Here is a 22,909-nt window from a genome sequence, read left to right as displayed (position 1 = left end):
AGAAAGCAGTACGATGTCATTTTCAATGGAAACGAAAAATGAACTGGCCCACGTGATGCCGGAAAAAAAGTGCTGTATGCTGGCGGAAATCGCCGGCTTTATTCGCATGTGCGGCAGCATTCGGCTGGTCGGCGGCGGAAAGTTCCGAATTGTAACGACTACGGAAATACCGGCGGTGGCGCGCCACTATAAAAAATTGATTAAGGATTATTTCGGCATTGACGCCGCGCTGGAAGTGGGGCAGGGGAATACGCTGAAAAGGGGCCGCGCCTATATCCTCACCATCGGGCCGGAGGATCTCAGCGAGCAGATTCTGAGGGAAACCGGAATTCTGATGGTAAAGGAAGGTATGAACTATATCAGCGATGGCATTTATGACGGACTGATTCGGACCAAATGCTGCCGCAAGGCCTGCCTGAGAGGTATTTTTCTGGCATCGGGAACCATTACAGACCCGGAAAAAGGCTATCATATTGAATTTAACTGCAACAGCCAGATTCTGGCGGGCGATGTGAAAAAGCTGATTAACAGTTTTGTGGACCTTCATGCGAAGGTTTCTGTGCGGAAAAAGAATTATGCGGTCTATGTGAAGGAAGCGGAACAGATCATTGATATTCTGGCTATCATGGGCGCCCATTCACAAATCTTTGCCTTTGAAGACGTGCGAATCACAAAAGAAATCCGCAACAAGGCCAACCGGATCAACAACTGTGACAACGCCAATATCGATAAGGCTCTGCAGGCTGCCGAAAAGCAGCTGGGCTGGATACGCAAGATACAGGATACCAAGGGGCTGCGTTTTCTGCCGGACAAGCTTTATGAGGTGGCGATCCTGCGGCTTGATAATCCGGAGGCGACTCTGCAGGAGCTGGCGGATATGATGGACCCTCCCATGAAAAAATCCGGTATCAACAATCGATTCCGAAAAATCGAGGAACTCGCCGGCAAGCTATAGGCATAAGCCGGTTTTCATAAATACATACATTACAGAAGGAGTTTGCTATGAGAAAATTTGAAATGGAACACAGAGTGGGATATGCTGAGACAGACGCTATGGCAATTGTTCACCACTCCAATTATATTCGCTGGTTTGAGATGGGAAGAAACGATCTTCTCCGTTCTCTGGGGTATCCTTATTCGGAGCTGGAACGCCTGGGAATCTGGATGCCGGTGATTGGCGTGAACTGTGAATACAAGAACCCATCGGTCTTTGATGAGGTTGTAATCATTCGTTCCTGGGTTGAAAAGCTGAAAGGGGCTTCCGTATATCTGGCATATGAGGTGATTGGAAAAGAAGACGGACAGGTGAAAGTAACCGGCACCAGCAGCCATGGCTTTACGGACCCGGATCTGGTTCCCATGCGCCTGAAAAAGAACTTCCCGGAGCTGTACGAAAGACTGGCTTCCGCGGCAAAATAGAGGTTTGTTTGCAAATGACGGATGAAAAAAGGCTTCCTGCGCAAGATTGCGAAGGAAGCCTTTTTTGCGGAGCATCGGACAGGAACGATCGTTATTGGGCGCTGATCGTATCCACGATGGATAATCTATGGATGCGTTTTGCCGGGCCGTAGACAGCGGCTGCAGAAGACGCAGCTACCAGCAGCATGATTAAGAGAAGAGGACCCAGCGGAAGCTGCCAGGGATCTCCCCAACGGGACGTGACCAGATTTTCGTATAAAAAACGATGAATCGGCAGGCCGGCGATACAGCCGATGATACTGCTGGCTGCCGCATAGGTGGCGGATTCGGCTAAAATCATCTTAATCAGCTGCCTGCTGCTCATGCCGATGGCTCGCATGGCCCCATACTGACGAAGTCTTGCCGATACACTCATGGCAATGCTGTTGATAATGTTAAAGACTGTAATCAGCGCGATTACCACCAGAAAACCATAGATAAAGAGGGCAAGGGAAAGGTAGGCCCCCTGTGCTTCGGCATTGGATGCCCGCCGGTCGGAAAATACTGTATCCGGGCCGGCCATTCTGCGGATTTCGTTGACGTCCTGATCCGAAGCTTCGTCGGACAACTTAACATCTACAATTGTATAACCGCCTGCTCCCTGCAGGCTGCGGAAAGTCTCCTCCGAGCAAATGAGAATTTCCTTTCCTTCCTCGCGATTAAAAGGCGAGTCAGACAGAATGCCTGCGATTGTTACCTCCTTTGTTTCGCCCTGGGACCGGAGGGTGACGGTGTCTCCCAATCTCAGGGGATTTTGACGGTCATAGACAGTAAGGACAGCGTCTTTCTTTTGGCGGACATCCTCCAGCGATCCCTGGAGCAGCGCATCTTCCGCCCACTGGAACTGATGCTTTTCATAGGATAGCAAATCAAGCTTCAGTGATTTTTTATGGGTCTCGGCGGGGATGTCATAGGCGAACATGCGTCCGTAAGCTTTTTCTGCCGGGGATTCATCCTCCAGCCTGCCGGGCAGATCACTGCTGAGGGAACGGGTATTGTCCGGGCTGACTATGGAGATATCCGGCGTGTAGGGTTTCAGCGGCTGGATCGCGTGGTGCATAAAATCCATGGCAGCGGAAAAGGCCAGGAAAAGAATGATACTGAGAGCGAAGGAGCCCGCCATCAGTAGGAAATTCTTTTTGCTCGCTTTCGCATGGTGCACACCCAGAGCGGTATCGACTTTAAAGAGTCTGGTATTGGCTGCTCTGCGCACTTTCTGAAAAGCGTATGCGTTTCCCGATACGGCGGTCAGAGGAGAAACTCTGGCTGCTTTTTTTGCCGGCGACTGAGCGGCCAAAAGAACGGTGAGCAACCCGACGGCAGCTCCGCATATGACGCTGATCCAGCTGACTCCAAAGGCAGGCATCGCTGCAAAATAGGCGGGACTCAGAAAACGCAGAACAGCGCAGAGCACCCAAACAACCGCAACCCCGGGCAGAATTCCAATGGGTACGGCCCACTTACACCATTGGAACGCTTCCAGGCGCACAAAGCGGATGATTTGTTTTTTCGATGCTCCCAGACAGCGGAGCATTCCGAAAAACTCCGTCCGCTGCATGACATTGCTGTTGAGACTGCTGGCAATCATGAGAATGCCGGCCAGCAGAACCAGCAGAAAGAGAACAAAAGCGGCGGTGTACAGTTGGCCGATAAAGGAATCGTCGCTCTGTCCAAGGGTTGCCAGCAGCTTGGTGTTTTTTGCGAAGTCTTCCTTTTCCGACCAATGATACTGCTCAGCAATGTCGGCGATGACTTCATTCATATCGCAGCGCTCTGAAAGCTGAACATAATAGCAGCTGTCTTGATCGAAAGTCTCATCCGCCGTTTCAGACAGGGCGCGGAACGCCTCCTGATTGAGAAGGGTACCGATGCCGTCGGCCTTCATGAGCATAGAGGTGTTTTCGATGAATCCAGATATTTTATATTTGAAGGGTTTTCCCCCGGGCGTGTCCAGGGTAATGGAATCTCCGACCTTCAGATTCAGGCGCTCCTTTGCGTTTTCCGTAAGAGCCGCCTCCTCGCCATTGCGGGGGAAATTTCCTTCCACAAAGGCAAGCTCTGTAAAAATGCTGGAAAGAAACTCTGGATTAAAACCGCAGACTGCGGCTTTCTGTGAATCAATGCGATAGTCTTGGGCCAGCCGATAATTGAGGACTCCGTACCAGGCTACCTCCGTCACCTCGGGGCGGGCTTTGATCATAGCGGCTTCTTTTTCATCGGCGCTTTTCAGCATCAGGTGCCAGTTGCCGTAATCTTTGACAGCCTGTATCCGCTGGCTGCGCACTTCCATATCGGCCATGCCGAAGATAACTGTGACCAGAAAGACAGCCAAAGAGATGCAAATCAGAGTCATGCGGCTCTGTTTTCGATGTACCTTTGCGGAAATGGGAATCAGATCCAGGTAGCGTTTCATTTTTTTATCTTTCATTCTCTTGCCCCTCCCAGGTCGGTCAGGATGCCGTCGGTGACCCGGAGCACCCGGTCCACAGAGGATGTAAGGTTGATGTTATGGGTGATCATGAGAATCGTTTGCTGGTAGAGGCGGGAAGCTTTGACCAGCAGCTCCATTACATCCCGGCTGCTCTTTGAATCCAGGTTTCCGGTGGGTTCATCCGCGAGAATGAGCATGGGTCTGGTGATGAGCGCGCGGCCAATGGCCACACGCTGCTGCTGGCCGCCGGACAGCTGGCCCGGAAGATGATGGCGGCGGTCGGACAGACCCAGCACCTCTAAAATTTCATCGACTCTCTTTTGCTCCGGTTTCTGATAATCCAGGAGCAGAGGAAATACAATATTCTGCTCCACAGTCAGCTCCGCGATCAATTGGAAGGACTGAAAGACAAAGCCGATATTCTGACGGCGGAAGACGGTTCTCTTCTGCTCTTTCATAGAGAACAGATCCTGTCCGTCCAGATACACCTTCCCGGATGTGGGCGTGTCCAGAGCTCCGATGCAGTTGAGCAGCGTGCTTTTTCCGGAGCCGGATTCGCCTACAACCGCGCAGAACGTACCTTTTTCCATGGTAAAGGAAACATCCTTCAGAGCGCGGACCTGACTTTCGCCTTTACCGTAGGTTTTATGCAGATTTTGAACGTTTAAAATTTCCATAGGGAAATACCTCCTTTTCATAGAAAAGAATAACACCTGCGGCTTACAATGAGGTGAATTTGAGCTTACAGTTCCGTAAGGAAGGAAAGGGTGAAAACCGTGCCTTCGCCAGGGGTGCTCTGTACGGAGATCAGACCGCCCTGACCTTCGATGATGGACTTTGCCAGGGGCAGCCCCAGGCCGGCTCCCTGCGTATCCAGGGAGTTTTTACTGCGATAAAACCTCTTGAAAATATGGTGAAAATCTTCCGGATTAATACCGGTGCCATTATCGGAGACAAAGAGGCGGAGCATGGTATGAGAACGCTCCCAGGTAATGTGGATCCGGCCCTTTGCTCCGGTATGGTCCAGGGCGTTTTTTATCAGATTGCTTATGGCCTCGCAGGTCCACTCCAGATCACATTCGACGATCTCAGGAGGCCCGCAGACGCAAATAACCTTATCTTCCTGCTCTGCCCGGATTTTCAGATCCTCTGCGGCACGGGATACCAGTTCCGTCACCGGATGCGGCCTCTTTTCGAAAAGAATGCTCCCCGTATCCAGCCGGGCAATTTTGAGCATGGCGCCGATCAGAGATTCGATGCGTTTCAGAGCCTGTCCGGTCTTTTGGGAAAATTCGGCCACTGTAAGGTGATTGTCCGGTTCATCCGCGATGATTTCATTGTACATGTTCAGGGCCGCCAGCGGCGTTTTTAGCTGATGGGAGATATCGGAAATCGTATCCTTTAAGAAACTTCTGGCTTCATGCTCGGTTTCGTTCTTTGCCCGCAAGGCGTTGGCCAGACTGTCCACCAGAGCAAACAACCGATATAGCGATCCCTCATCCGTTCTCGGCAGATGGGAGGAAAAATCGCCGTCCATGAAACGGGTGACTTTTTCGACAGCCAGAAGATAAAGCTTTTCACGCCTGCGAAGAAAGAAAAGTCCGCCGGTCAGCAGTAATGCGGATAACAGTAAGGTTTGCAGGGCAAGGGTGTGTATAAGAGAGGTGCTGGCGCGGTGGGTGATCGGAAGAAAGCGAAGAGCTGTATCCTCAGTAATGCCGATTTTCCTTATCAGCTCTCTGCCGGGGGAGGAGATGGAGGTGCCGGTTACGGCCGCCGCTATTTGGTCGGGAGAGAGTCCCTGCTCTAAGAGTGCGGATGCCACGGCATAGTCCTGCTGCAGGTTCATTTCTTTGATTGTTGTTACATGATGCTGATAGATAAAAAAAGCGGAGCATACCCACAGCAGGACACAAAGAACCAGAAAAAGCAAAAAATTGCGGGACTGTTTTTCATGAATAAAGCTCACAGAGTTACCTCCTTCCACTTATATCCGAACCCCCGCACGGTTAGCAAATGTTCAGGGTGTGAGGGGTCTTCTTCTATTTTTTCACGCAGCCTGCGGATGTAGACGGAAAGGGTGTTGTCATCCACGAAGTTACCGGCGCCGTCCCAGAGTTCATTAAAGATGATCTCACGGGCTACGACCCGGTTCGCGTTTCTTACCAGCAGGCAAAGCAGCTTGTATTCCGCGCCTGTCAGTTCCAGCGGCGTGCCTTTCAGCAGAACCCGGCTGGCGATAAGATCAATAGAAATATCTCCGCAGCGGAGCAGGGAGGCATCAGCTTGCTGTGTGAATCCGGATCTTCTCAGCAGAGCGCGGATCCGGGAGCACAGTTCTCCCAGCTTAAAGGGTTTTGTGATATAGTCATCGCCGCCGCCGTCCAGGCCGCGGATAACGCTGACCTCTTCGTCCAGCGCAGTGAGAAAGATAATCGGGATGCTGCTTCCCTGGCCCCTCACCTGATCGCAGATTTCAAACCCGTTTCCGTCCGGCAGAGTGATGTCCAACAGAAGAAGATCATAATTTCCTTGACATAAAAATTCTCTGGCTTCCCGGACCGTTCTTGCGATGTGCGGATCAAAACCGTTCTTTTTCAGTGAATACCGCAGACCGTCCACCAGACTGATATCATCTTCAAGCAAAAGCAGCCTGGGAGCATTTCCCACAGCCGAATCGCTGCTCATTGTTCCATAAGTCATAACGCACCTCCCGATAACTCCATTATATTTTGCGGAGGATGAAGATACAAGGGACAAGGGGCTGGTTCTTTCTTACAATTCTGTAAGGCGGACATGAAAACAGCCGGCCCCTGATTGTCAGGCCCGGCTGTCTGATGAAAGGAGGCAGCCTGTGGAAAGCAGACTGCGAACCAAAGGCATGTTGGCCGCCGATTTTCGCAAAGCCCCTGTCAAGGCCTGCTGCATGCGTAAAGTAAGCTGTATATATTGTTTATAGGAAGGAAGGCGAACACTGTTTATCGCTTTAGGCGGCGGCCCGATTGTTTGTGGTACAGGGGATTTTGCTTTTAAAATAGAAGCAAAATCCCTGTTATCCTTTGCCCGGTGTTTCGCCGGGCAGACGCATGCTCAAATGGCCTTTTGCTGATATGGAGCACAGACTTTGGGACAAGACAGCCTCGGCAATACCCTGCGCCGATACGGCTGTTAGGGCTTTTCAGCAATCTGTACCTGAGAAAAGGCCATTTGACCATACACCGCTTGAAATGCGGTAGTTTCCCGGGTGGAATTTTTTAATTAATAACATGTAATTAATTTACATATATCATATATTATGGAAGAATATTTGTCAACAGGAAATTTGAAAAAAATTCCAAATTATGTTTTATATGTAACTTGCGTTTTGTGAAGAGGTGCGGGAGACAGGAAGAGAGTAACGGTGAAAAATATTAATAATCAATATAAATTTATTGTTTTTCGATAAAAATATATTGACAAACAGTTTTGCTCGTGGCATAATAAGGCAACAGCTGTTAAAGAAAGGGAAAGGAAGAAAGACAATGTGGAATTCAACAAAATCCTTACAGTTATCATCTATATGTACGAAACTGCTTATCGCAGCCGTGTTCGTGTTTGCGGCATTTCTGCCTAAAATGCTGAACGCCTATATTGCGGTTTCTCCGGCTTACAGCCAGCTTGCGCAGATAACGCCGCTGATGGTGGTTCTGTACCTGTGCTGCCTGCCCGCACTGGCAGCGCTCTTTTCATTGGATCGGCTGCTGGTCAACATCAAAAGGGAAGAGGTCTTTGTTGAACGCAACGTTCGTTACTTGCGGATCATTTCCTGGTGCTGCTTCGCGGTGGCGGCATTTCTGGCCTGTGCGGTATATTATTATCTGATCTTTTTGGCCGTTGCCATTGTAGCTGCGTTTTTCGGCCTGATCCTGCGGGTGGTCAAAAACGTGATCGAGGAAGCAGTTATCATTAAAACAGAAAATGATTTTACGATTTAGAAAGGAGGCGCGGAAATGGGGATTGTTGTCAATTTGGACGTGATGATGGCAAAAAGGAAGATCTCCGCAGGCGATCTGGCGAAAGCCATCGGCATCACACCGGCCAACCTTTCGATTTTGAAGAACAATAAGGCGAAAGCCATTCGATTTTCCACATTGGAAGAGATTTGCAGGGTGCTGGACTGCCAGCCGGGGGATATTTTGGAGTACGAGAAAGAATAGACAAATGGCCTGCCAAGGGGCGCGGGCGTTTGCAAAGGGATCAAGAGGGGAGTGTGTTGGAATGGAAAATACATTAAAGGAAAAATCGGCTTTGAGCGGAAGGGCCTGGGACAGGGAGTATTCAAAGGCAGACGGAGTATTCGCGACCTTGCTGCTGGCTGTGGGATTCCTGTTTTGGGAACTGGTCAGCGCTTTTCGCCCGGGTGCGGGAACGGTAGTGTTTACGGCGGTTGTTTGCACAGTTGCGGCTTTTTATATGAATCGCAGAGGGTGCCGGCAGAATAAAAGGAGCCTGGTATGCCTGGGTGTCATGGTGTTATCGGTATCGATCTTTCTGATCTTCGACAGTGGTTTGGAAAAGGAGCTGAATTTGCTGTTTATCATGGCGGCTTTCATTTACTGGGTCGCTTTGACAACGGAATGTACCATTGAAAACAGATTGTCGGAATATGCTGCGGTGGATATGATCCATCAGACATTTTCAAGGGGAATCGCCAATCTTCCATGTCTGCTGTATATCCTCATCAGGCGCACCAGGCAGAGAAAGGGCGGAAAGGGTACGGCAGCGGCGCTGCTGGGTATTGCGGTCATGGTGCCGGTACTGTTTGCGGTAACTATTTTATTAGTAAGAGCGGATCCCGCTTTCCAGCATTTGATAGAAGGGGTGAGGAGAGCGGTTTCAGAGGATGTTCTCATCTATGTGTGGTATTTCGTTTTGGGTATTCCGGTGGCTTGCTACCTTTGCGGTCTGATCTGGGGCAGCGCGGAAAAGAAACCGAAAGTCCCAGAAAAGTCTGCCGTCGATGGCGCGATGCAGCGTTTACGCATTGTACCTGCCACTGCTGTGTCCTCCGGCCTGGCAGGGCTGAATCTGGTGTACGCAGTCTTTTTCCTGGCGCAGACCAGCTATTTGTTCTCCGCTTTTAGACAAATGCTGCCGGAAAACATGACCTACGCGGAGTATGCAAGACATGGTTTTTTCGAGCTGTGTGCGGTTTCGGCGATCAATCTGGCCGTTATCTTTGCGGCAAAGCTTCTGTCTCAAAAGACATCCGGCAAACTTCTGCGAATTGAGATCATGCTCCTTTCAGTGTTTACCATTGCTCTTACTGTGATTGATATCAGTAAAATGGTGCTTTACATTCAAAGCTATGGCCTCACGCGGCTGCGGATATATACTTCGATCTTTATGGTCTTTCTCTTTGCGGTATTTCTGATTATTCTATTGGGTCAAATCAAGCCCTTCAATGGCGGCAGAGCCGTGATACTGGCAGCGCTGATCTGTTTCTTTGGCCTCTGTTTCGGCAATGTGGACGGTCAGATCGCAAAATACAATATGGGGCAGTATCTGGACGGGAAGCTGGCGCTCATGGACCGGGCCAGCATGGAAGAACTGTCGGACGGAGCGGTGCCGTATCTGTATGAGGCTTATCAAAAAACGGGGAACAGGGAGGATGCTTATGTGCTGTACTGCGCCATTGCGGGGGACCCTGTCACGAATATGCTGCCGGAGAGAACCCTGGAAATGATACCGGCTGCGGAAAAGGAGGGCTTTAAGACCTTTAACCTGCAGCAATACCGGGCGGAAAAAATACGAAGGGAAATAAAACCTCCTGTAGCTTAAAATTCGCTGAAACAGCGATACCCCGCAGGCGGAGAGTGTGTGTTGTGTTCGATGGATAAAAGCCCGGGTCGTTGGGGATGGGCGGTAAAAAGTGTGAATGGCGGGGGCAGAGATCCCCATTCACGCTTTTTTAATGGGATGAGCTGAAGAGGTTCAGCAGCACGACGCCTACCAGCACAAAAACAATCCCCACGACACCTACGGCGTTCAGCGACTCCTTGAAGATGAAGACGGACAGAAGGGAAGCGGCAACGACGCCAAGGCCGCACCAGGTGGCATAGGCGATGCTGAGATTGATGTTTAAAAGGGCCTTGGAAAAGAGAAAAAAGCAGATTCCATAGGCCAGAATCGTTATGAGGGATGGAACCAGCTTTGTGAAACCCTCCGAATATTTTAGAAACGCAGTCCCTACAAGTTCTCCCACAATGGCGAGAGCAAGATAAACATAAGGCATTTATTTTTCCTCCTTTAGTTGAATGGAATTTTGAAGCTGCTGTAAAAACTTACTGCAATTTTCAAGCATATCGGTCCTTTCGCCAACCGTCATGCCCGATAAAGCCTTTTCCTCAAACCGATAGAGCTGTTTTAAAATGTTTTCCGCATACTGCCGCCCTTTTTCTGTGAAACTGACGATTTTGCTGCGCCTGTCCTCTGAGGAGGGCTCTTTTTTTATATATCCCTGGGCCTGCAATTCTGCCAGGATGCTGCTGGTGGTCTGTTTTGGCAGCAGCAGTCTTTCGCAAATGATTTGCTGCGTACAGCGGCCGGAATATTCGTCGATGGTATAGAGGACAAACAGGGTATTGGACGTCAGTCCATGGGACTTGGCCCATTCCTCATAAATCTGTGAGGCGCCGAACCAAAAGTCATAATACTGTCTGATCTGATCTCGAAGGCACATAGAAAACTCCTTTTTTGAAATTAGTCCGATATTGGACTAATTGAAGTCTACCATACTGCATTTCCTTTTTCAAGGAAAATCTGTAATTTACAAAAACTTTATGATACAATCAATGGGTTGAAAAGGAGAATGAAATGATTGATACAATAATTTTTGATATGGATGGAACATTGCTTGACACGCTGGAAGACTTGACCGATGCTACCAATGCGGGACTGGCCTGCGGCGGTTATCCGGCGCGGACGGTGGAAGAGGTCCGCCACTTTGTGGGCAATGGGGTGCGTCATCTGATGATGCGGGCTGTACCGCAGGGCACTTCTCAGCAGGACATGGAAAAATGCCTGGCAGCCTTCAAAGATTTTTACGCACACCATTGGCAGGATAAGACCAGAGCCTATGACGGAATTCCCCAGCTTCTGGCGGCATTGCGGAAAAAAGGCATCAAAACGGCGGTCATTTCCAATAAATATGAACAGGCGGTCCTCGAACTTTGCCGGGATTATTTCCCGGGAAGTTTTGACGCGGCCAGAGGGCAGCGGGAGGATGTGCCTTTAAAACCAGCGCCGGACAGCGTTTTTTCAATTCTTGAGGAGCTGGGGTCGGGCAGGAGCCGGGCGATCTATGTGGGGGATTCCGAGGTGGATATGGATACGGCTCATAATGCGGGTTTGATATCGGTAGGGGTAACCTGGGGCTTTCGGGATCGGGAGTTGCTTGCGGAAAAGGAGGCGGACTATATAATCGACCGCCCGGAGGAGTTGCTGGAAGTTCTCAGTAGGCTTAATGGGTAAAGTGGAGAATTTAATTAAGGGATAACTCGGGGAGCTTTTCCGCCGGGAGCGTGGGCGGCGTGGGGCGCGGCGGTTATGGCCGTTTCCATGGTGTCTATGGTTGTGCCGATAGCGACGGCCATGGTGGCGTCGATGGTCATGTCTATGGTGGCAGCGGCGGTCGTGTCTATGGAGGTGTCGGTGGTCGTGTCGAAATTTGTCGAATGGGATGACTTTATCAACACAGGGTGGATATTGCGCCGGATGTTGAAGTTTTTCATAGGGCCAGAGCATTATGGGCTGGGTAATATTTGTGAAACAGGCTAGTTCCTCGCATGTGAAGGCGATAATCGTTGGAAAAGCCTCAACATCCGAGGAAAAAATGGAAGGATGTTGATCAAAAAGCGAAACTTCTGTATAACGGGCCGCCTCATTTATTGAAAGTTTCGGTTTCCTGTGCGATAATGATATAAACGGGTTCTGCGCTTTTGGCAGGCAGGGCTCTTGCTTTTGTAAAGCAGGCGAATTGAAAATGAAGGAGAATGAAATTTATGTTCGAAAAAGGGCAGAGATGCCAGATTAGAATAGATGATATGGGAAGTGAAGGCCAGGGCATCGGCAGGGCGGATGGTCTGGCTGTTTTTGTTCCGGGCGCTGTGGCCGGGGATCTGGTGACGGTGGAATTGACGAAGGTGAAAAAGCGGTATGCTTTTTCAAAGCTGGTTTCGGTGGATGAGCCTTCGCCCCATAGGATAGAGCCTCTCTGCGGGGCTGCGGGCTGCGGCGGGTGCGGGCTGGCGCTTTTGGATTATGAAGGTCAGCTGGCGATAAAGGAAAAACAGGTGAGGGACAAGCTTTCACGGCTGGGTGGGCTGGAAGATCCTCTTGTGCGGCCAATCGTCGGTATGGACGAGCCATTTCGCTATCGGAATAAGGCGCAGTTTCCTGTCAGCACCGGGGGCATCATCACCCGTAAAGGTGGAGTTGTGGAAAACCTGGGGGAGCCGGCGATCGGTTTTTATAAGGTGAAAAGCCACGAAGTGGTGGATTGCGGCGACTGCATGCTCCAGTCAGCGGCGGCCATGGCGGCTGCTGATGCTTTGCGGCGCTTCATGGCTGAAGATAATATTACGGCCTGGGACGAGCGCTGGGAAAAGGGACTGATGCGTCACCTGATCGTGAAAACCGCTTTCGGAACCGGTGAAGTCATGGTGGTTTTGGTTATCAACGGCAAAGGGATTCCCAATGGACAAAAGCTGGTGGAAATGCTGGATGAGGCCATATATGAAGCTGGCTATTCGCTGGAAAGCGTGATCCTCAATATCAATAAGAAAAAGACCTCGCAGATTATGGGCGAGGAGTGTATTCCTTTTGCCGGAAAACCGACGATTCTGGAGCAGGTAGGGGATCTCTCTTTTGAAATTTCCCCGATGTCTTTTTATCAGGTAAATCCGGTGCAGATGAGGGTGCTTTACGATCAGGCCCGGAAGTACGCCGGTCTGACAGGAAAGGAAAATGTGCTGGATTTGTATTGCGGCGTCGGTTCCATCGGGCTGTACCTGGCAAGGGAAGCAGCCAATGTGGTGGGGATCGAGTCGGTGAAAAATGCGGTGCTGGATGCCAATCGGAATGCAGTGATTAATGGGATCGTCAATGCCCGTTTTGTCTGCGGCAGAGCGGAGGAAGAGTTGCCGCAGCTACTGGAAGATGGGGGAAGTGATGAGATGATTACCGATTGCGTGCAGAATGCGGACGTGGCGATTTTGGACCCGCCGCGGGCCGGGTGCGACCGGAGACTTTTGGAGGCGGTGGCTGCTGTTGGGGTCCAGCGGATTGTCTATGTGTCGTGCGATCCGGCGACGCTGGCGCGGGATGTGAAGGTGCTGACGGAGCTGGGGTATGAGTTTGTGGAGGCGACGCCGGTGGATATGTTTCCTTGGACGGTGGCGGTGGAGACGGTATGTTTATTATCTAAATTGAAATCAACAAATACTATTTAGATGAGGAAAAATAAAAGCTCCACAAGTGTCTCCAGAAAAGGAAAAAGCAATTGAGGGTGTGTTGAAATATTTTGAGGTGATTTAGTGAAATAAAATGAGTTCAAAAAGTAGAGGTGTTAATTATGGCTAATATTGAAAGTATTAAACAAAAAATACTCCAACTAGATGCAGGCTCATTTCAAAATCTTTGTGATTCTTATTTATATAAAATTGGTTATCCTAATATAGTATCTCTTGGTGGGGAAGCAGGTACACGAAAGACCACCCCAGGGACACCAGATACTTATTTTATTGAATCAAAAGGTAAGTATGTTTTTGTAGAGTACACGACTCAAAAGGCAAGCCTATTTGCAAAAATTAAGGCTGACCTTGAAAAATGTCTTGATACATCAAAGACGGGCGTTCCGCATGATAAAATCTCTGAAATCATTTATTGCCATACTTCATCAAACCTTACACCCTCTCAAGATAGAGAAGTGAAAGCCTTATGTGAAGATGTTGGAATCAAGCTTACGGTTATTGGAATTGATAAACTTGCAGAAGACATATATCTTTTCCACCACAATCTTTCTCGTGACTTTTTGGGAATATCAATAAGTACTGATCAAATTCAATCGTGTGATGATTTTATTAAATATTATAATTCGAATAGAATGGCGGCCCCAATTGATACTAAATTCTTATTCAGAGAAAAAGAATTGAAAGATATTGGCGATGCTTTTTTGAAAGTGGATGTTGTTATACTCAACGGTTCAGCAGGTACAGGAAAAACTCGATTAGCTTTGCATTATGTGAAAAATCACCCAGATGCTAATAACGGAAAGGTCTATTGTATTCACAGTAATGCATTACCGATATATGAGGACTTGAAACTTTTTATAGACAACCCCGGAAACTATTTCCTTTTGATTGATGATGCAAATCAATTGTCAGGATTACAGCATATTATTCGTTATGTCACTATGAAACCAGAGGGGTATAACGTAAAAATACTTATTACAGTGCGGGATTATGCACTTCAAAAAGTGATAAGTGATGTTCGAGAAATTACTTCGTATGAAACCATAAATATAAATGCACTTACGGATGATGAGATTGAGAAATTGCTCGAAACTTCATTAGGTATTTTAAATCAAAAATATCATGAAAGAATTATAAGAATCGCAGAGGGAAATGCTCGTATTGCTATACTTGCAGGGAAAGTAGCATGCAGTTCAAATCGTTTGGATTCAATTAATGATGTGTCGCAATTATATGAAGACTATTATAGCTCTACCTTAGAAGATAATCAATTGCTTGTTAACAAAAATTTGTGTATAACTGCTGGTATAGTTGCTTTTCTGGAGGCAATCCATTTAGAGCATATTGATGCACTTTTGCCGATTTTACAGGAAAAAGAGCTAAACCGGAATGATTTTATTGAGAATATCCGTATTCTTCATGAGCAGGAAATTATCGATGTTTGTAATGATAAAGCTGTTCGTTTTTCTGAGCAATGTTTATCTAATTATTTGTTAAAATATGTTTTCTTTGATAAAAAACTACTCAGTTTATCGGAAATGATTAAAGTTTGTTTTCAAGGTTATAGGGAGCGAACCATATCTTCTGTTAATACATTACTTAATATATTTAGAAATGAAACTCTTTTAAAATTTGTTGAGAAAGAAATAAAATTATTATGGGATGAACTATCAATAGAAAAATCACCAATCTTCTTTGAATTTGTCAAAGCTTTTTTTCGTATTAATCCCATTGAAACACTTTTGATTTTGCAGGATAAAATTGAATCTGAAGAAGGAGTGATTTGTGAGTGGAGCGATATAGATACTGAAAAAGGGAAAAACTATCAGAATGTAGAAAATGATATCATTAAAATTCTTGGTGGGTTTGCAGATATGATTGATTTGCCAACAGCTTGTGATTTGTTTTTTCAATATTATTTGAAGAGACCAGATTTATTTATGGAATTTTATCATGCGGTTAATCTGTATTTTGATATTAATAGAGATTCCACACGCTATGGTTTTTATACGCAAATAACTTTCTTTGAGAAGATTAAAGATTATTCAGACGACTGGAGACAAGAATTTATTACTATTCTCTTTTTAGAAATAGCAAAAGAATTTTTGAAATTTCATTTTTCATCGGTAGAGGGAGAACGAAAGAACACAGTTACTATATATCAAATCCCATTAACCATATCTGAGGGTGTTAAAAAATACAGAAAGCTAATTTGGGAATCCTTAGCCTCTTTATGCAACATTGAAAAGTATAGAACAAACGTTAGACAAATCCTTCGTTCCTATGGGAGCACTATTGAGGATATAAGCATTCCAGTTTTACAATTTGACTTAAATTATATCAGTTCAATTTTGAAGTCAAATTTTCCACCAGATAAATTAGAAAACTGTCTTTTAGTGAACCAAATAGCACACGTTTTTAAACGGAGGCACATCTCTTGTGAATCATTATTTACTGAATATTTAGAAGAAAAATACTTGCAGCTATATCTTCTTCTTAAAGGACCAGATTACAAAAAAGGAGTTGATTATAATGAACGTGGAGAACTAAAACGGCAATCAATTAATCAATATGTTTCTAATTGCGATTTAGAAATGTTCAAGCGATTAATCGATGTTTGTGATGATGTCTCTGAGTTTGATGGTCATACACTGTGGGAGGTTGGAGAAGGATTAGGAATTGCCTTTGATGCTATTTCTGATAAAAAAGATTGCTATGTTGACGCAATTAAGTATTACCTAAAAAACGATACGCCAAACAATTTGCATCCAGATCATTTAGTGGATCTCCTATTTTCCTTATTGTCCGATTCAGAAGTGTATGAAATTATTATTAGTGAAGAATATAGCCAGAAAAATGCTTGGCTGTATGCCTATTATCATGAATTACCGCCAGAGTTAATTACCGAAAATCATTTAACTGGGCTCTATAATTTTTTGAAAGATACTTCTGACAGAGAGATTACTTCATCATCAATACGTGATGTGGATTTTCTGGAGAAGTATAATGTAATAGATGAGCGAGTCTTGATAAAAGGATGTAAAATTATTTTAGCTAAAAATGAGTATTCTCCTTTTATAGTGGATATTTATTTTGGTTTACTATTTAATTACCATCATAATACACCAAAGGAAGTGATTCAAAAATTTAATTGTAATCTGGAATTGCTTGAAGAAATATATTGTGCCATGCTGTCAAATGACAACCACCATGATTATAACGGACAATTTTTGAAGGAGATATATTTGGTTAGGCCTGCTATATTAGACAAGTATATAGATTATTTAATAAATAAAAATAATAGCTCTTTTAGTGACCATCAACAAAGACATCGTTGTTTTTTTGATTTGGTTGATTTCATAGAAATATATAATAGGATTTTCGAGCAGTTGATAAGAAATTGCCAGTATTCTACGTTGTCAGTACCGTATTTTTTGGAATCTTTATTATTGCCAAAACAAAATGATCAAAAGCTGTTAGAAAGACAAGATATGTGGATTCGGCAATGTATTCAACGATTCTACGATGATGAAACAAAAATGTATTGTTTATTTTCAGTTGTATCAAAATTAGAATCTGAAAGAAAAAAGGAATATATTTTGCTGTTCCTTGAAAATAATCCGTTGTTTGAGGATTTTGAAAGGATACCATTAACACCTACTTCTTGTAGTTGGTCAGGTAGTGCAGTGCCTATGTATTCAGAGAGGATTGAGTTCCTCGAGTCACTGCTTCCGAGCTTTACAGGGCTAAAGTGGATAAAGCATAAAAATTATATCGAAACACAAATTGGAAATTTAAAAAAGCAAATTGAATCGGAACAAATAGATGAAATTTTAAGAGGGTAATTTATAAATACAAAAGCAGAAAGGAAATCGAGTGGCAAAGAAAGGCAAAGATAATTTAAATATTACAGATAGCGAAATTATCATATATCAAATGGAAGATGGACATACCAAAATTGATGTTAAATTAGAAGATGAGACGGTTTGGCTTACGCAGGCACAATTATGTGAACTTTACCAAACTAGTAAATCTAATATCAGTGAGCATATTAAGCATATTTTTGAAGAGGAAGAGTTAGATGAAAAATCAGTTGTTCGGAAATTCCGAACAACTGCAGCTGACGGAAAAAGCTATAATACAATACACTATAATCTGGATATGATTATATCTCTTGGATATAGAATAAAATCTAAAATCGCCACAAATTTTCGTCGATGGGCTACCGAACGCCTAAAAGAGTATATGATAAAAGGCTTTACGATGGACGATGAAAGGTTAAAAGAACTGGGAGGTGGAAACTATTGGAAAGAGTTATTAGACCGCATACGAGATATTCGTTCATCTGAAAAGGTTATGTATCGTCAAGTGCTTGATTTGTATGCAACAAGTGTTGATTATGATCCCAAGAGCAGTGAATCTATTGCATTTTTTAAAATGGTACAAAACAAATTACACTATGCAGCACATGGACATACGGCAGCGGAAGTTATATACGAGCGTGCGGATGCAGGTCAGCCATTTATGGGATTAAAAAGTTTTTCTGGTGATTTTCCTGTATTAAAAGATATAAGTATTGCAAAGAATTATCTTGATGATGAAGAATTAAAAATTCTAAATAATATCGTATCAGGTTACTTTGATTTTGCGGAAATTCAGGCTATGCGTCATAATCCTATGTATATGGCAGATTATGTGGAGCATCTGGATAATGTTTTAAAAACCACAGGCGAAAAGGTGCTACAGGGAGCTGGAACGATTAGTCATGCTAAAGCAATTGAGAAAGCAACAGAAGAATATAGGAAATATCAGGTACAGAACTTGTCCCCGGTTGAAGAAGAATATTTGGAAAGCATTAAAAACATCCATAGCACAATAAAGAAAAAGGGGTAAGAATTAACTCCAAAAGTATACTTATGTAAATAATGGAGGATTACAGAAGATTAAAAACAGATGAGAATAATAGATTGCCCTTGAATTGGAACTTGCCATCCTTTGATGGAATTTATGATAAAATAAATATGAAGAGAAGGGCAGAATCATTTACTCAGATATATAGAATATGGAGTAATTAGGTATGTATGATTGGTCAGTATTGAATAATACAATTACAGGTTATATAACGTCAAAAGCAGAAAATAAAGACATGGATATATGGGAAGAATTTGGAATTGATTTTCAAATCAATAATGTAATACGCAATATGAAAGCTGCTAAAACCATAGAGGATTTATATGTATATGGAAAGAACCATCAGAGATGGGATAGCCCTTTTGTAAACAAGTTGTTTTTTTCAGCACTAAATGAGTTGCGCGGTAAATTTGGAGGCTCTACTATAGGCATGCTGATGGATGTATTTGCGGAGGCAGCTTACATTGCCCAGGATGATCATCCTCGCAAAGAGTCAGATTATGTCATTATGATTGAGCAAGGGTTTGAAGATATTTTTCCGGAATTTGAATTTATAAAGCGTGAGGCCCAAATAGATAATTATCGCTTAGATATTTTGGCAAAAGATAAACGATCTAAAAAAGCTGTTATATTTGAGGTTAAAATGGGAAGAAAGGATCCCACTAGCCAACTGCTTACTTACAAAAAGATATTTGATAAGCCTTTATTAATTGGTATTACGGAAAAGCGCCTGATAGAGCATCAACAGCATAAGGATATCTATTATTTTACTTATGATGACCTCAATAAAAGAGCTGTTGCAAATATCCAAAACAAATATAGTAATAGCAAGAATCGATTCACAGTCTATTATTCAAAACAGTTTGATCGAGACAGACAAGCAATGTAAATAATTAGGCGAACTATAGGATGGGTTGGAAAACTATTAAATTGAAATCAAAGGCTTGAATTATATTTAGCCGGGAAAAGAACCAAAGGAGGCCCCAAAATGAAAAGCAAAATCGCCCAATACATAAAACTATCGACCGAACCAGTCGCAGTAATCAAGACAGATGCCTGCCCGCAAGGCGCGCTTCAATTTAAAGAAGGCACGTGGGGCTGCGTAATTGCTTTGCTGAACGAAGCGGCCAAAGGCAAAACGGCGGCCCTGAGCGAAAAGACGACAGGCTGTCCGGGCGGAAAAGCAGGCGTAGGATTTAAACCGTTTGAACCCGGAACAATAGAATATTTCCTGTCCGTAGGAGGAAAAGGCTCAAAGGAGGGCGAGTTTTATAAAGAATCGCCGGACTTGGCGTTGTCCTATATTGAGCAGCTGCCTGAAATCAGCCCCAAGGAGTATCTTGTGCTAAAGCCGGTAAGCCGCATCACCAAAAACGACGATGTGCAGTCCGTGGTTTTCCTTGTCAATGCGGACCAGCTTTCCGGTTTGGTGACCCTTGCCAACTATGATCAGGCGGAGCAAGACAGCGTGCGGATAAAATTTGGAGCCGGATGCGCGCAGTCACTGCTGTACACGATGGCGGATTCAGAACTGGATAATAACATTTGCATGATAGGGCTGACCGATCCGTCGGCGCGTAAATGCATTGACAAAGATATTTTATCATTCAGCATTCCATACCGGAGATATCTGGAGATGGAGAGGAAAGCCGATGACAGCTTCCTGTCGAAGAAAACCTGGCAGCTGATTGCAAAAAGAATATAACGGGAAGGAATTCAAAGCGCAGATCAATGAACACGAATTTGCAGACGAAAAAAATCGACTGGATAGAAGGCACGCCCTTTGGAATAAGTATCTATTCCGCAAGGTCCCTTTCTACCCAGCTGCATGAAAATGTAATAGAATTCATAATGTGCGTTAAAGGAAACATACGCTTTTCCTATTCATACGAAGAGTTCACTTTGCACGAAGGTGAATTTATATCCGTTGACAGGGACGCATATTACCTTGTAGATGGAAAGGACAGCGTTTGTGTGTCCTTTTTTATCAATATGCCGCCATTCCACGATAAATATCCAATGACAAAGAACTATATGTTCGTATGCGAGGCATTGGAGGAAACGACTACAGCGTACCCTACGGCGGCTCATTTAGAAGTGCAGAGCCTGCTGATCGGCCTGCTGGACTATCTCGGCGGATTTGAGGACTTCCGCAGCGCATCTGTTGAAATCATCAATAATGCCGCAGATAAGATCGTTAAGATGATGGTAGAAAATTTCGATATCGTGTATTTCTGGGTGCCGGGAAAAAAGTTCAGCAATTCATATTTAGCCAGGTATCGGGCAATGATTACATACATGTGGGATCATGTCGATGAACCGCTGACGCTGTCGGACATGGCGGAACATTTTCATTTGACGGAATCCTATATTTCCGAGTTTATCAGGAAAAGCGGGATCAGCTTTAAAAAGATCATTTCCTATAACCGGGCAAACTATTCGGAAAAGCTGCTGCTTACTACAAATGACAGTATAGCGGCGATAGCGGACAAGTGCGGATTTTCAGATGCGAAATTATATTATTCGGCATTCCGAATGTGGTATAAATGTACGCCGCGGCAATTCAGAGAGAAATATAAATTTGAAATAAAGGATGATATCGAATACCTGGAGCTGGAAAACATCAGTGAAGAAATAAGAGACATCGCAGTAAAAATTCATAACAGAAAATTGTTTTTAAAAAAATAATATAATACAAAGGAAAAGAGGGAAATAGCAGATATATTGACTATTTCCCTCTTTTTATAACGTGATTTTTAACTGAATAGGATAAAATTCATGTTAAATAAAAGCGAAAATACACAAAAAATGGAGTTGGAATTTTCTGAAAATGATTTATGCTATAAATAATCGCTGATGTGAATCAAAATCATTTTGAAATATAGGAGGAGCCATGAAAAAAGCGGATTTATTGCTTAAAAACGCCAGTGTTTATTCGATAGGGACGGACGGCAAGAGAACAAAAGCTGAAACAGTTGCTGTTGCGGAGGGCGTAATAGCCGCAATTGGCAGCGAGGCAGAGACGAAGGAATATATCGGGGATGAGACCCAAATCATTGATTGCGGCGGAAATACCGTTTTGCCAGGACTTTGCGACGCCCATTGCCATGCGTCCTATTCTGCCAGCGCCTACGCAGGCTGCGATTTGTTTGGGATCTACATTCAGGAAGATGAAACAGATGAGGATATTATCCGCAAGTATCTTGACCGATTGAAGAAGTTTGTTGATGAACATCCTGACAATGAAATGATCCGGGGTACCGGATGGGTGGAAGCCAATTTTAACAAAGGCCGGTATCCCAACAGACACGATATAGACAAAATCTGCAATGACCGTCCAGTGGTACTGGAAGCCTTCTCCCAGCATACATTATGGGTCAACACCAAAGCGCTGGAAGCAGCCGGCATTGATGAAAACACCCCTGACGTTAAAACAGGAGCATTTTGGAGGGAAGAAAGCGGATATCCGAACGGCATCTTCAAAGAAGCCGAAGCCATGTCTCTGGTTAAGGAAGGGGTACCGGGATACGACTACACGGTGGAGCAGTATAAAGATTCCCTGCTGTATTATCAGAGGGAGTACGCCAATAAATACGGAGTGACGCTGATCCAGGACTGCTGGCACAGCGACAATGCCAGAGAAGCCTACAAACAGCTGGCAGAGGAGGGAAGGCTCACCATAAGAGCAAGAGGCGTGTACTTCCTTGAACCGGGAAACTCCGATGCGGATCTGGCCGCATATATTGAACGCAAAGGCCAGGATGACGTAGACGATCTCTTTAAGATAGAAACCATAAAAACTTTTGCCGAAGGCACTTTCGCGATGTGTGAACCCTACTGTGAAGAATTTTTGAAGGTGAACGATCTGCCGGAAGACTATAACGGTCCCTTATTCTGGAAAGACGATAAGCTGACGGAGGCTGTCAGAAAAACAATGGAAGCAGGGATGGACCTTCATATCCACGCCATGGGCGATTTATCCGTGAAGCAGAGCGTTAAATGTATAGCAGCCGGACAGGATGCGGCCGGCCGTACCGGAAGAAACGTAGTCGCGCACTTGATGCTGATTAAGCCGGAAGACGTAAGGCTTATGGGTCAGCAGAATATAATCGGCAACTGTCAGCCAAGGTGGATGGTTTACGATTCGGATATTAAAAGTATGTTTGATCTCATCGGTGAAAAGCGCTCCCTTCAGGCATATCCTTACAGAACGTTTCTCGACAATGATATAACGGTTGCTTTTGGCACGGATTTTCCTGTAACTCCGCCGCCTGATACCATGCATGAAATTCAATGCGCGATGACCAGGAGCGTATTCCCTGACGCCCCTGACTACCGGCAGTTCAAAGGAAAAGTCCTCGGCGATGAAAAGCCGGCGGCTCTGGAAGAAGCGGTACAGTCGTTGAGCATAAACGGAGCCTATCAGATGAATCTGGAGGATGTAACCGGAAGCATAGAGGTGGGCAAGTCCGCGGAATTTGCAATTCTCGATTCGAATATAGAAAAAACGTCGATTGACGAAATATACGCCATCAAGGTCGCTAAAACGATTTTTAAAGGGAAAGTCGTTTATGAGAATGAAAAAGGAGGAAAGTGA

20 protein-coding genes are annotated in these 22,909 nt (G+C 45.0%); 13 read left to right on the top strand and 7 right to left on the bottom strand.

Translation table 11 applies throughout. The annotated features are described in order from the left end of the window. The first annotated feature begins 13 nt into the window (after positions 1 to 13). Together whiA and NE619_RS10835 are read left to right on the top strand one after the other, a co-directional pair. A complete protein-coding gene (gene whiA, locus NE619_RS10840) occupies positions 14 to 955 on the top strand; it encodes a DNA-binding protein WhiA (RefSeq protein ID WP_256132434.1) in 942 nt (313 codons plus the stop codon). A 47-nt stretch (positions 956 to 1,002) separates the two neighbouring features. Beyond that, the gene (locus tag NE619_RS10835; protein ID WP_256132433.1) at positions 1,003 to 1,419 is read left to right on the top strand and encodes an acyl-CoA thioesterase; all 417 of its coding nucleotides are present in this window, start codon (positions 1,003 to 1,005) and stop codon (positions 1,417 to 1,419) included. Between the two features lie 91 nt (positions 1,420 to 1,510). Here the strand turns inward: NE619_RS10835 and NE619_RS10830 are convergent, their stop codons facing one another. The 4 genes from NE619_RS10830 to NE619_RS10815 form a co-directional block, all read right to left on the bottom strand. Then, positions 1,511 to 3,886, bottom strand: coding sequence for an ABC transporter permease (locus tag NE619_RS10830; protein ID WP_330640718.1), 2,376 nt, complete (start codon positions 3,884 to 3,886; stop codon positions 1,511 to 1,513). After that, positions 3,883 to 4,566 carry an ABC transporter ATP-binding protein gene (locus NE619_RS10825; protein ID WP_256132432.1) on the bottom strand — a complete coding sequence of 228 codons (684 nt, stop codon included), beginning with the start codon at positions 4,564 to 4,566 and terminating at the stop codon, positions 3,883 to 3,885. Before NE619_RS10825 ends, NE619_RS10830 begins: the two co-directional genes overlap by 4 nt. A gap of 65 nt (positions 4,567 to 4,631) precedes the next feature. After that, complete coding sequence (locus tag NE619_RS10820) at positions 4,632 to 5,858, bottom strand: sensor histidine kinase (RefSeq protein ID WP_256132431.1); 1,227 nt, start codon at positions 5,856 to 5,858, stop codon at positions 4,632 to 4,634. Then, positions 5,855 to 6,592, bottom strand: coding sequence for a response regulator transcription factor (locus NE619_RS10815; RefSeq protein ID WP_256132430.1), 738 nt, complete (start codon positions 6,590 to 6,592; stop codon positions 5,855 to 5,857). Before NE619_RS10815 ends, NE619_RS10820 begins: the two co-directional genes overlap by 4 nt. Positions 6,593 to 7,410: 818 nt before the next feature. Between NE619_RS10815 and NE619_RS10810 the strand changes: the two genes are divergently transcribed. From NE619_RS10810 to NE619_RS10800, 3 genes are all read left to right on the top strand, one after another. Next, positions 7,411 to 7,863 carry a DUF2975 domain-containing protein gene (locus tag NE619_RS10810; protein ID WP_256132429.1) on the top strand — a complete coding sequence of 151 codons (453 nt, stop codon included), beginning with the start codon at positions 7,411 to 7,413 and terminating at the stop codon, positions 7,861 to 7,863. 15 nt (positions 7,864 to 7,878) lie between these two features. Next, the gene (locus NE619_RS10805) at positions 7,879 to 8,085 is read left to right on the top strand and encodes a helix-turn-helix domain-containing protein (RefSeq protein WP_256132428.1); all 207 of its coding nucleotides are present in this window, start codon (positions 7,879 to 7,881) and stop codon (positions 8,083 to 8,085) included. A gap of 61 nt (positions 8,086 to 8,146) precedes the next feature. Then, complete coding sequence (locus tag NE619_RS10800) at positions 8,147 to 9,709, top strand: DUF4153 domain-containing protein (RefSeq protein ID WP_256132427.1); 1,563 nt, start codon at positions 8,147 to 8,149, stop codon at positions 9,707 to 9,709. A 130-nt stretch (positions 9,710 to 9,839) separates the two neighbouring features. Here the strand turns inward: NE619_RS10800 and NE619_RS10795 are convergent, their stop codons facing one another. Beyond that, entirely contained in the window at positions 9,840 to 10,163 is a 324-nt protein-coding gene (locus NE619_RS10795) for a DMT family transporter (RefSeq protein ID WP_256132426.1), read from the bottom strand. Next, a complete protein-coding gene (locus NE619_RS10790) occupies positions 10,164 to 10,610 on the bottom strand; it encodes a MarR family winged helix-turn-helix transcriptional regulator (protein WP_256132425.1) in 447 nt (148 codons plus the stop codon). A gap of 134 nt (positions 10,611 to 10,744) precedes the next feature. Here NE619_RS10790 and NE619_RS10785 point away from each other — a divergent pair, with 134 nt between their 5' ends. After that, positions 10,745 to 11,401 (top strand): HAD family hydrolase, encoded by a 657-nt coding sequence (locus NE619_RS10785; protein ID WP_256132424.1) that lies wholly within the window; start codon positions 10,745 to 10,747, stop codon positions 11,399 to 11,401. Between the two features lie 14 nt (positions 11,402 to 11,415). On the opposite strand, the gene NE619_RS10780 is transcribed toward NE619_RS10785, so the two are convergent. Then, positions 11,416 to 11,661, bottom strand: a complete 246-nt coding sequence (locus tag NE619_RS10780) for a hypothetical protein (protein WP_256132423.1) — start codon at positions 11,659 to 11,661, stop codon at positions 11,416 to 11,418. Positions 11,662 to 11,931: 270 nt separating this feature from the next. On the opposite strand from NE619_RS10780, the gene rlmD reads away from it, so the two are divergent. The 7 genes from rlmD to NE619_RS10745 all read left to right on the top strand — a co-directional run bounded on the left by rlmD (position 11,932) and on the right by NE619_RS10745 (position 22,909). Further along, complete coding sequence (rlmD, locus tag NE619_RS10775) at positions 11,932 to 13,380, top strand: 23S rRNA (uracil(1939)-C(5))-methyltransferase RlmD (RefSeq protein ID WP_256132422.1); 1,449 nt, start codon at positions 11,932 to 11,934, stop codon at positions 13,378 to 13,380. Between the two features lie 122 nt (positions 13,381 to 13,502). Next, positions 13,503 to 17,246: an ATP-binding protein gene (locus NE619_RS10770; RefSeq protein WP_256132421.1), complete on the top strand. Its 3,744-nt coding sequence runs from the start codon at positions 13,503 to 13,505 to the stop codon at positions 17,244 to 17,246. A 31-nt stretch (positions 17,247 to 17,277) separates the two neighbouring features. Continuing rightward, positions 17,278 to 18,294 carry a virulence RhuM family protein gene (locus tag NE619_RS10765; protein WP_330640717.1) on the top strand — a complete coding sequence of 339 codons (1,017 nt, stop codon included), beginning with the start codon at positions 17,278 to 17,280 and terminating at the stop codon, positions 18,292 to 18,294. 184 nt (positions 18,295 to 18,478) lie between these two features. Beyond that, the gene (locus NE619_RS10760; protein ID WP_256132420.1) at positions 18,479 to 19,201 is read left to right on the top strand and encodes a hypothetical protein; all 723 of its coding nucleotides are present in this window, start codon (positions 18,479 to 18,481) and stop codon (positions 19,199 to 19,201) included. 99 nt (positions 19,202 to 19,300) lie between these two features. After that, positions 19,301 to 20,017 carry a DUF169 domain-containing protein gene (locus NE619_RS10755; protein WP_256132419.1) on the top strand — a complete coding sequence of 239 codons (717 nt, stop codon included), beginning with the start codon at positions 19,301 to 19,303 and terminating at the stop codon, positions 20,015 to 20,017. A 26-nt stretch (positions 20,018 to 20,043) separates the two neighbouring features. Further along, on the top strand, positions 20,044 to 21,000 hold the full coding sequence (locus NE619_RS10750; RefSeq protein ID WP_256132418.1) for a helix-turn-helix domain-containing protein: 957 nt from the start codon (positions 20,044 to 20,046) through the stop codon (positions 20,998 to 21,000). Between the two features lie 205 nt (positions 21,001 to 21,205). Next, the gene (locus tag NE619_RS10745) at positions 21,206 to 22,909 is read left to right on the top strand and encodes an amidohydrolase (protein WP_256132417.1); all 1,704 of its coding nucleotides are present in this window, start codon (positions 21,206 to 21,208) and stop codon (positions 22,907 to 22,909) included.

This window comes from Anaerovorax odorimutans, from assembly GCF_024459955.1.
GTDB classification, from domain to species: Bacteria; Bacillota; Clostridia; order Peptostreptococcales; family Anaerovoracaceae; genus Hominibacterium; species Hominibacterium odorimutans_A.
The sequence above is the reverse complement of the archived record's forward strand: the minus strand, read 5'-3'. Positions and strand labels throughout refer to the sequence as shown.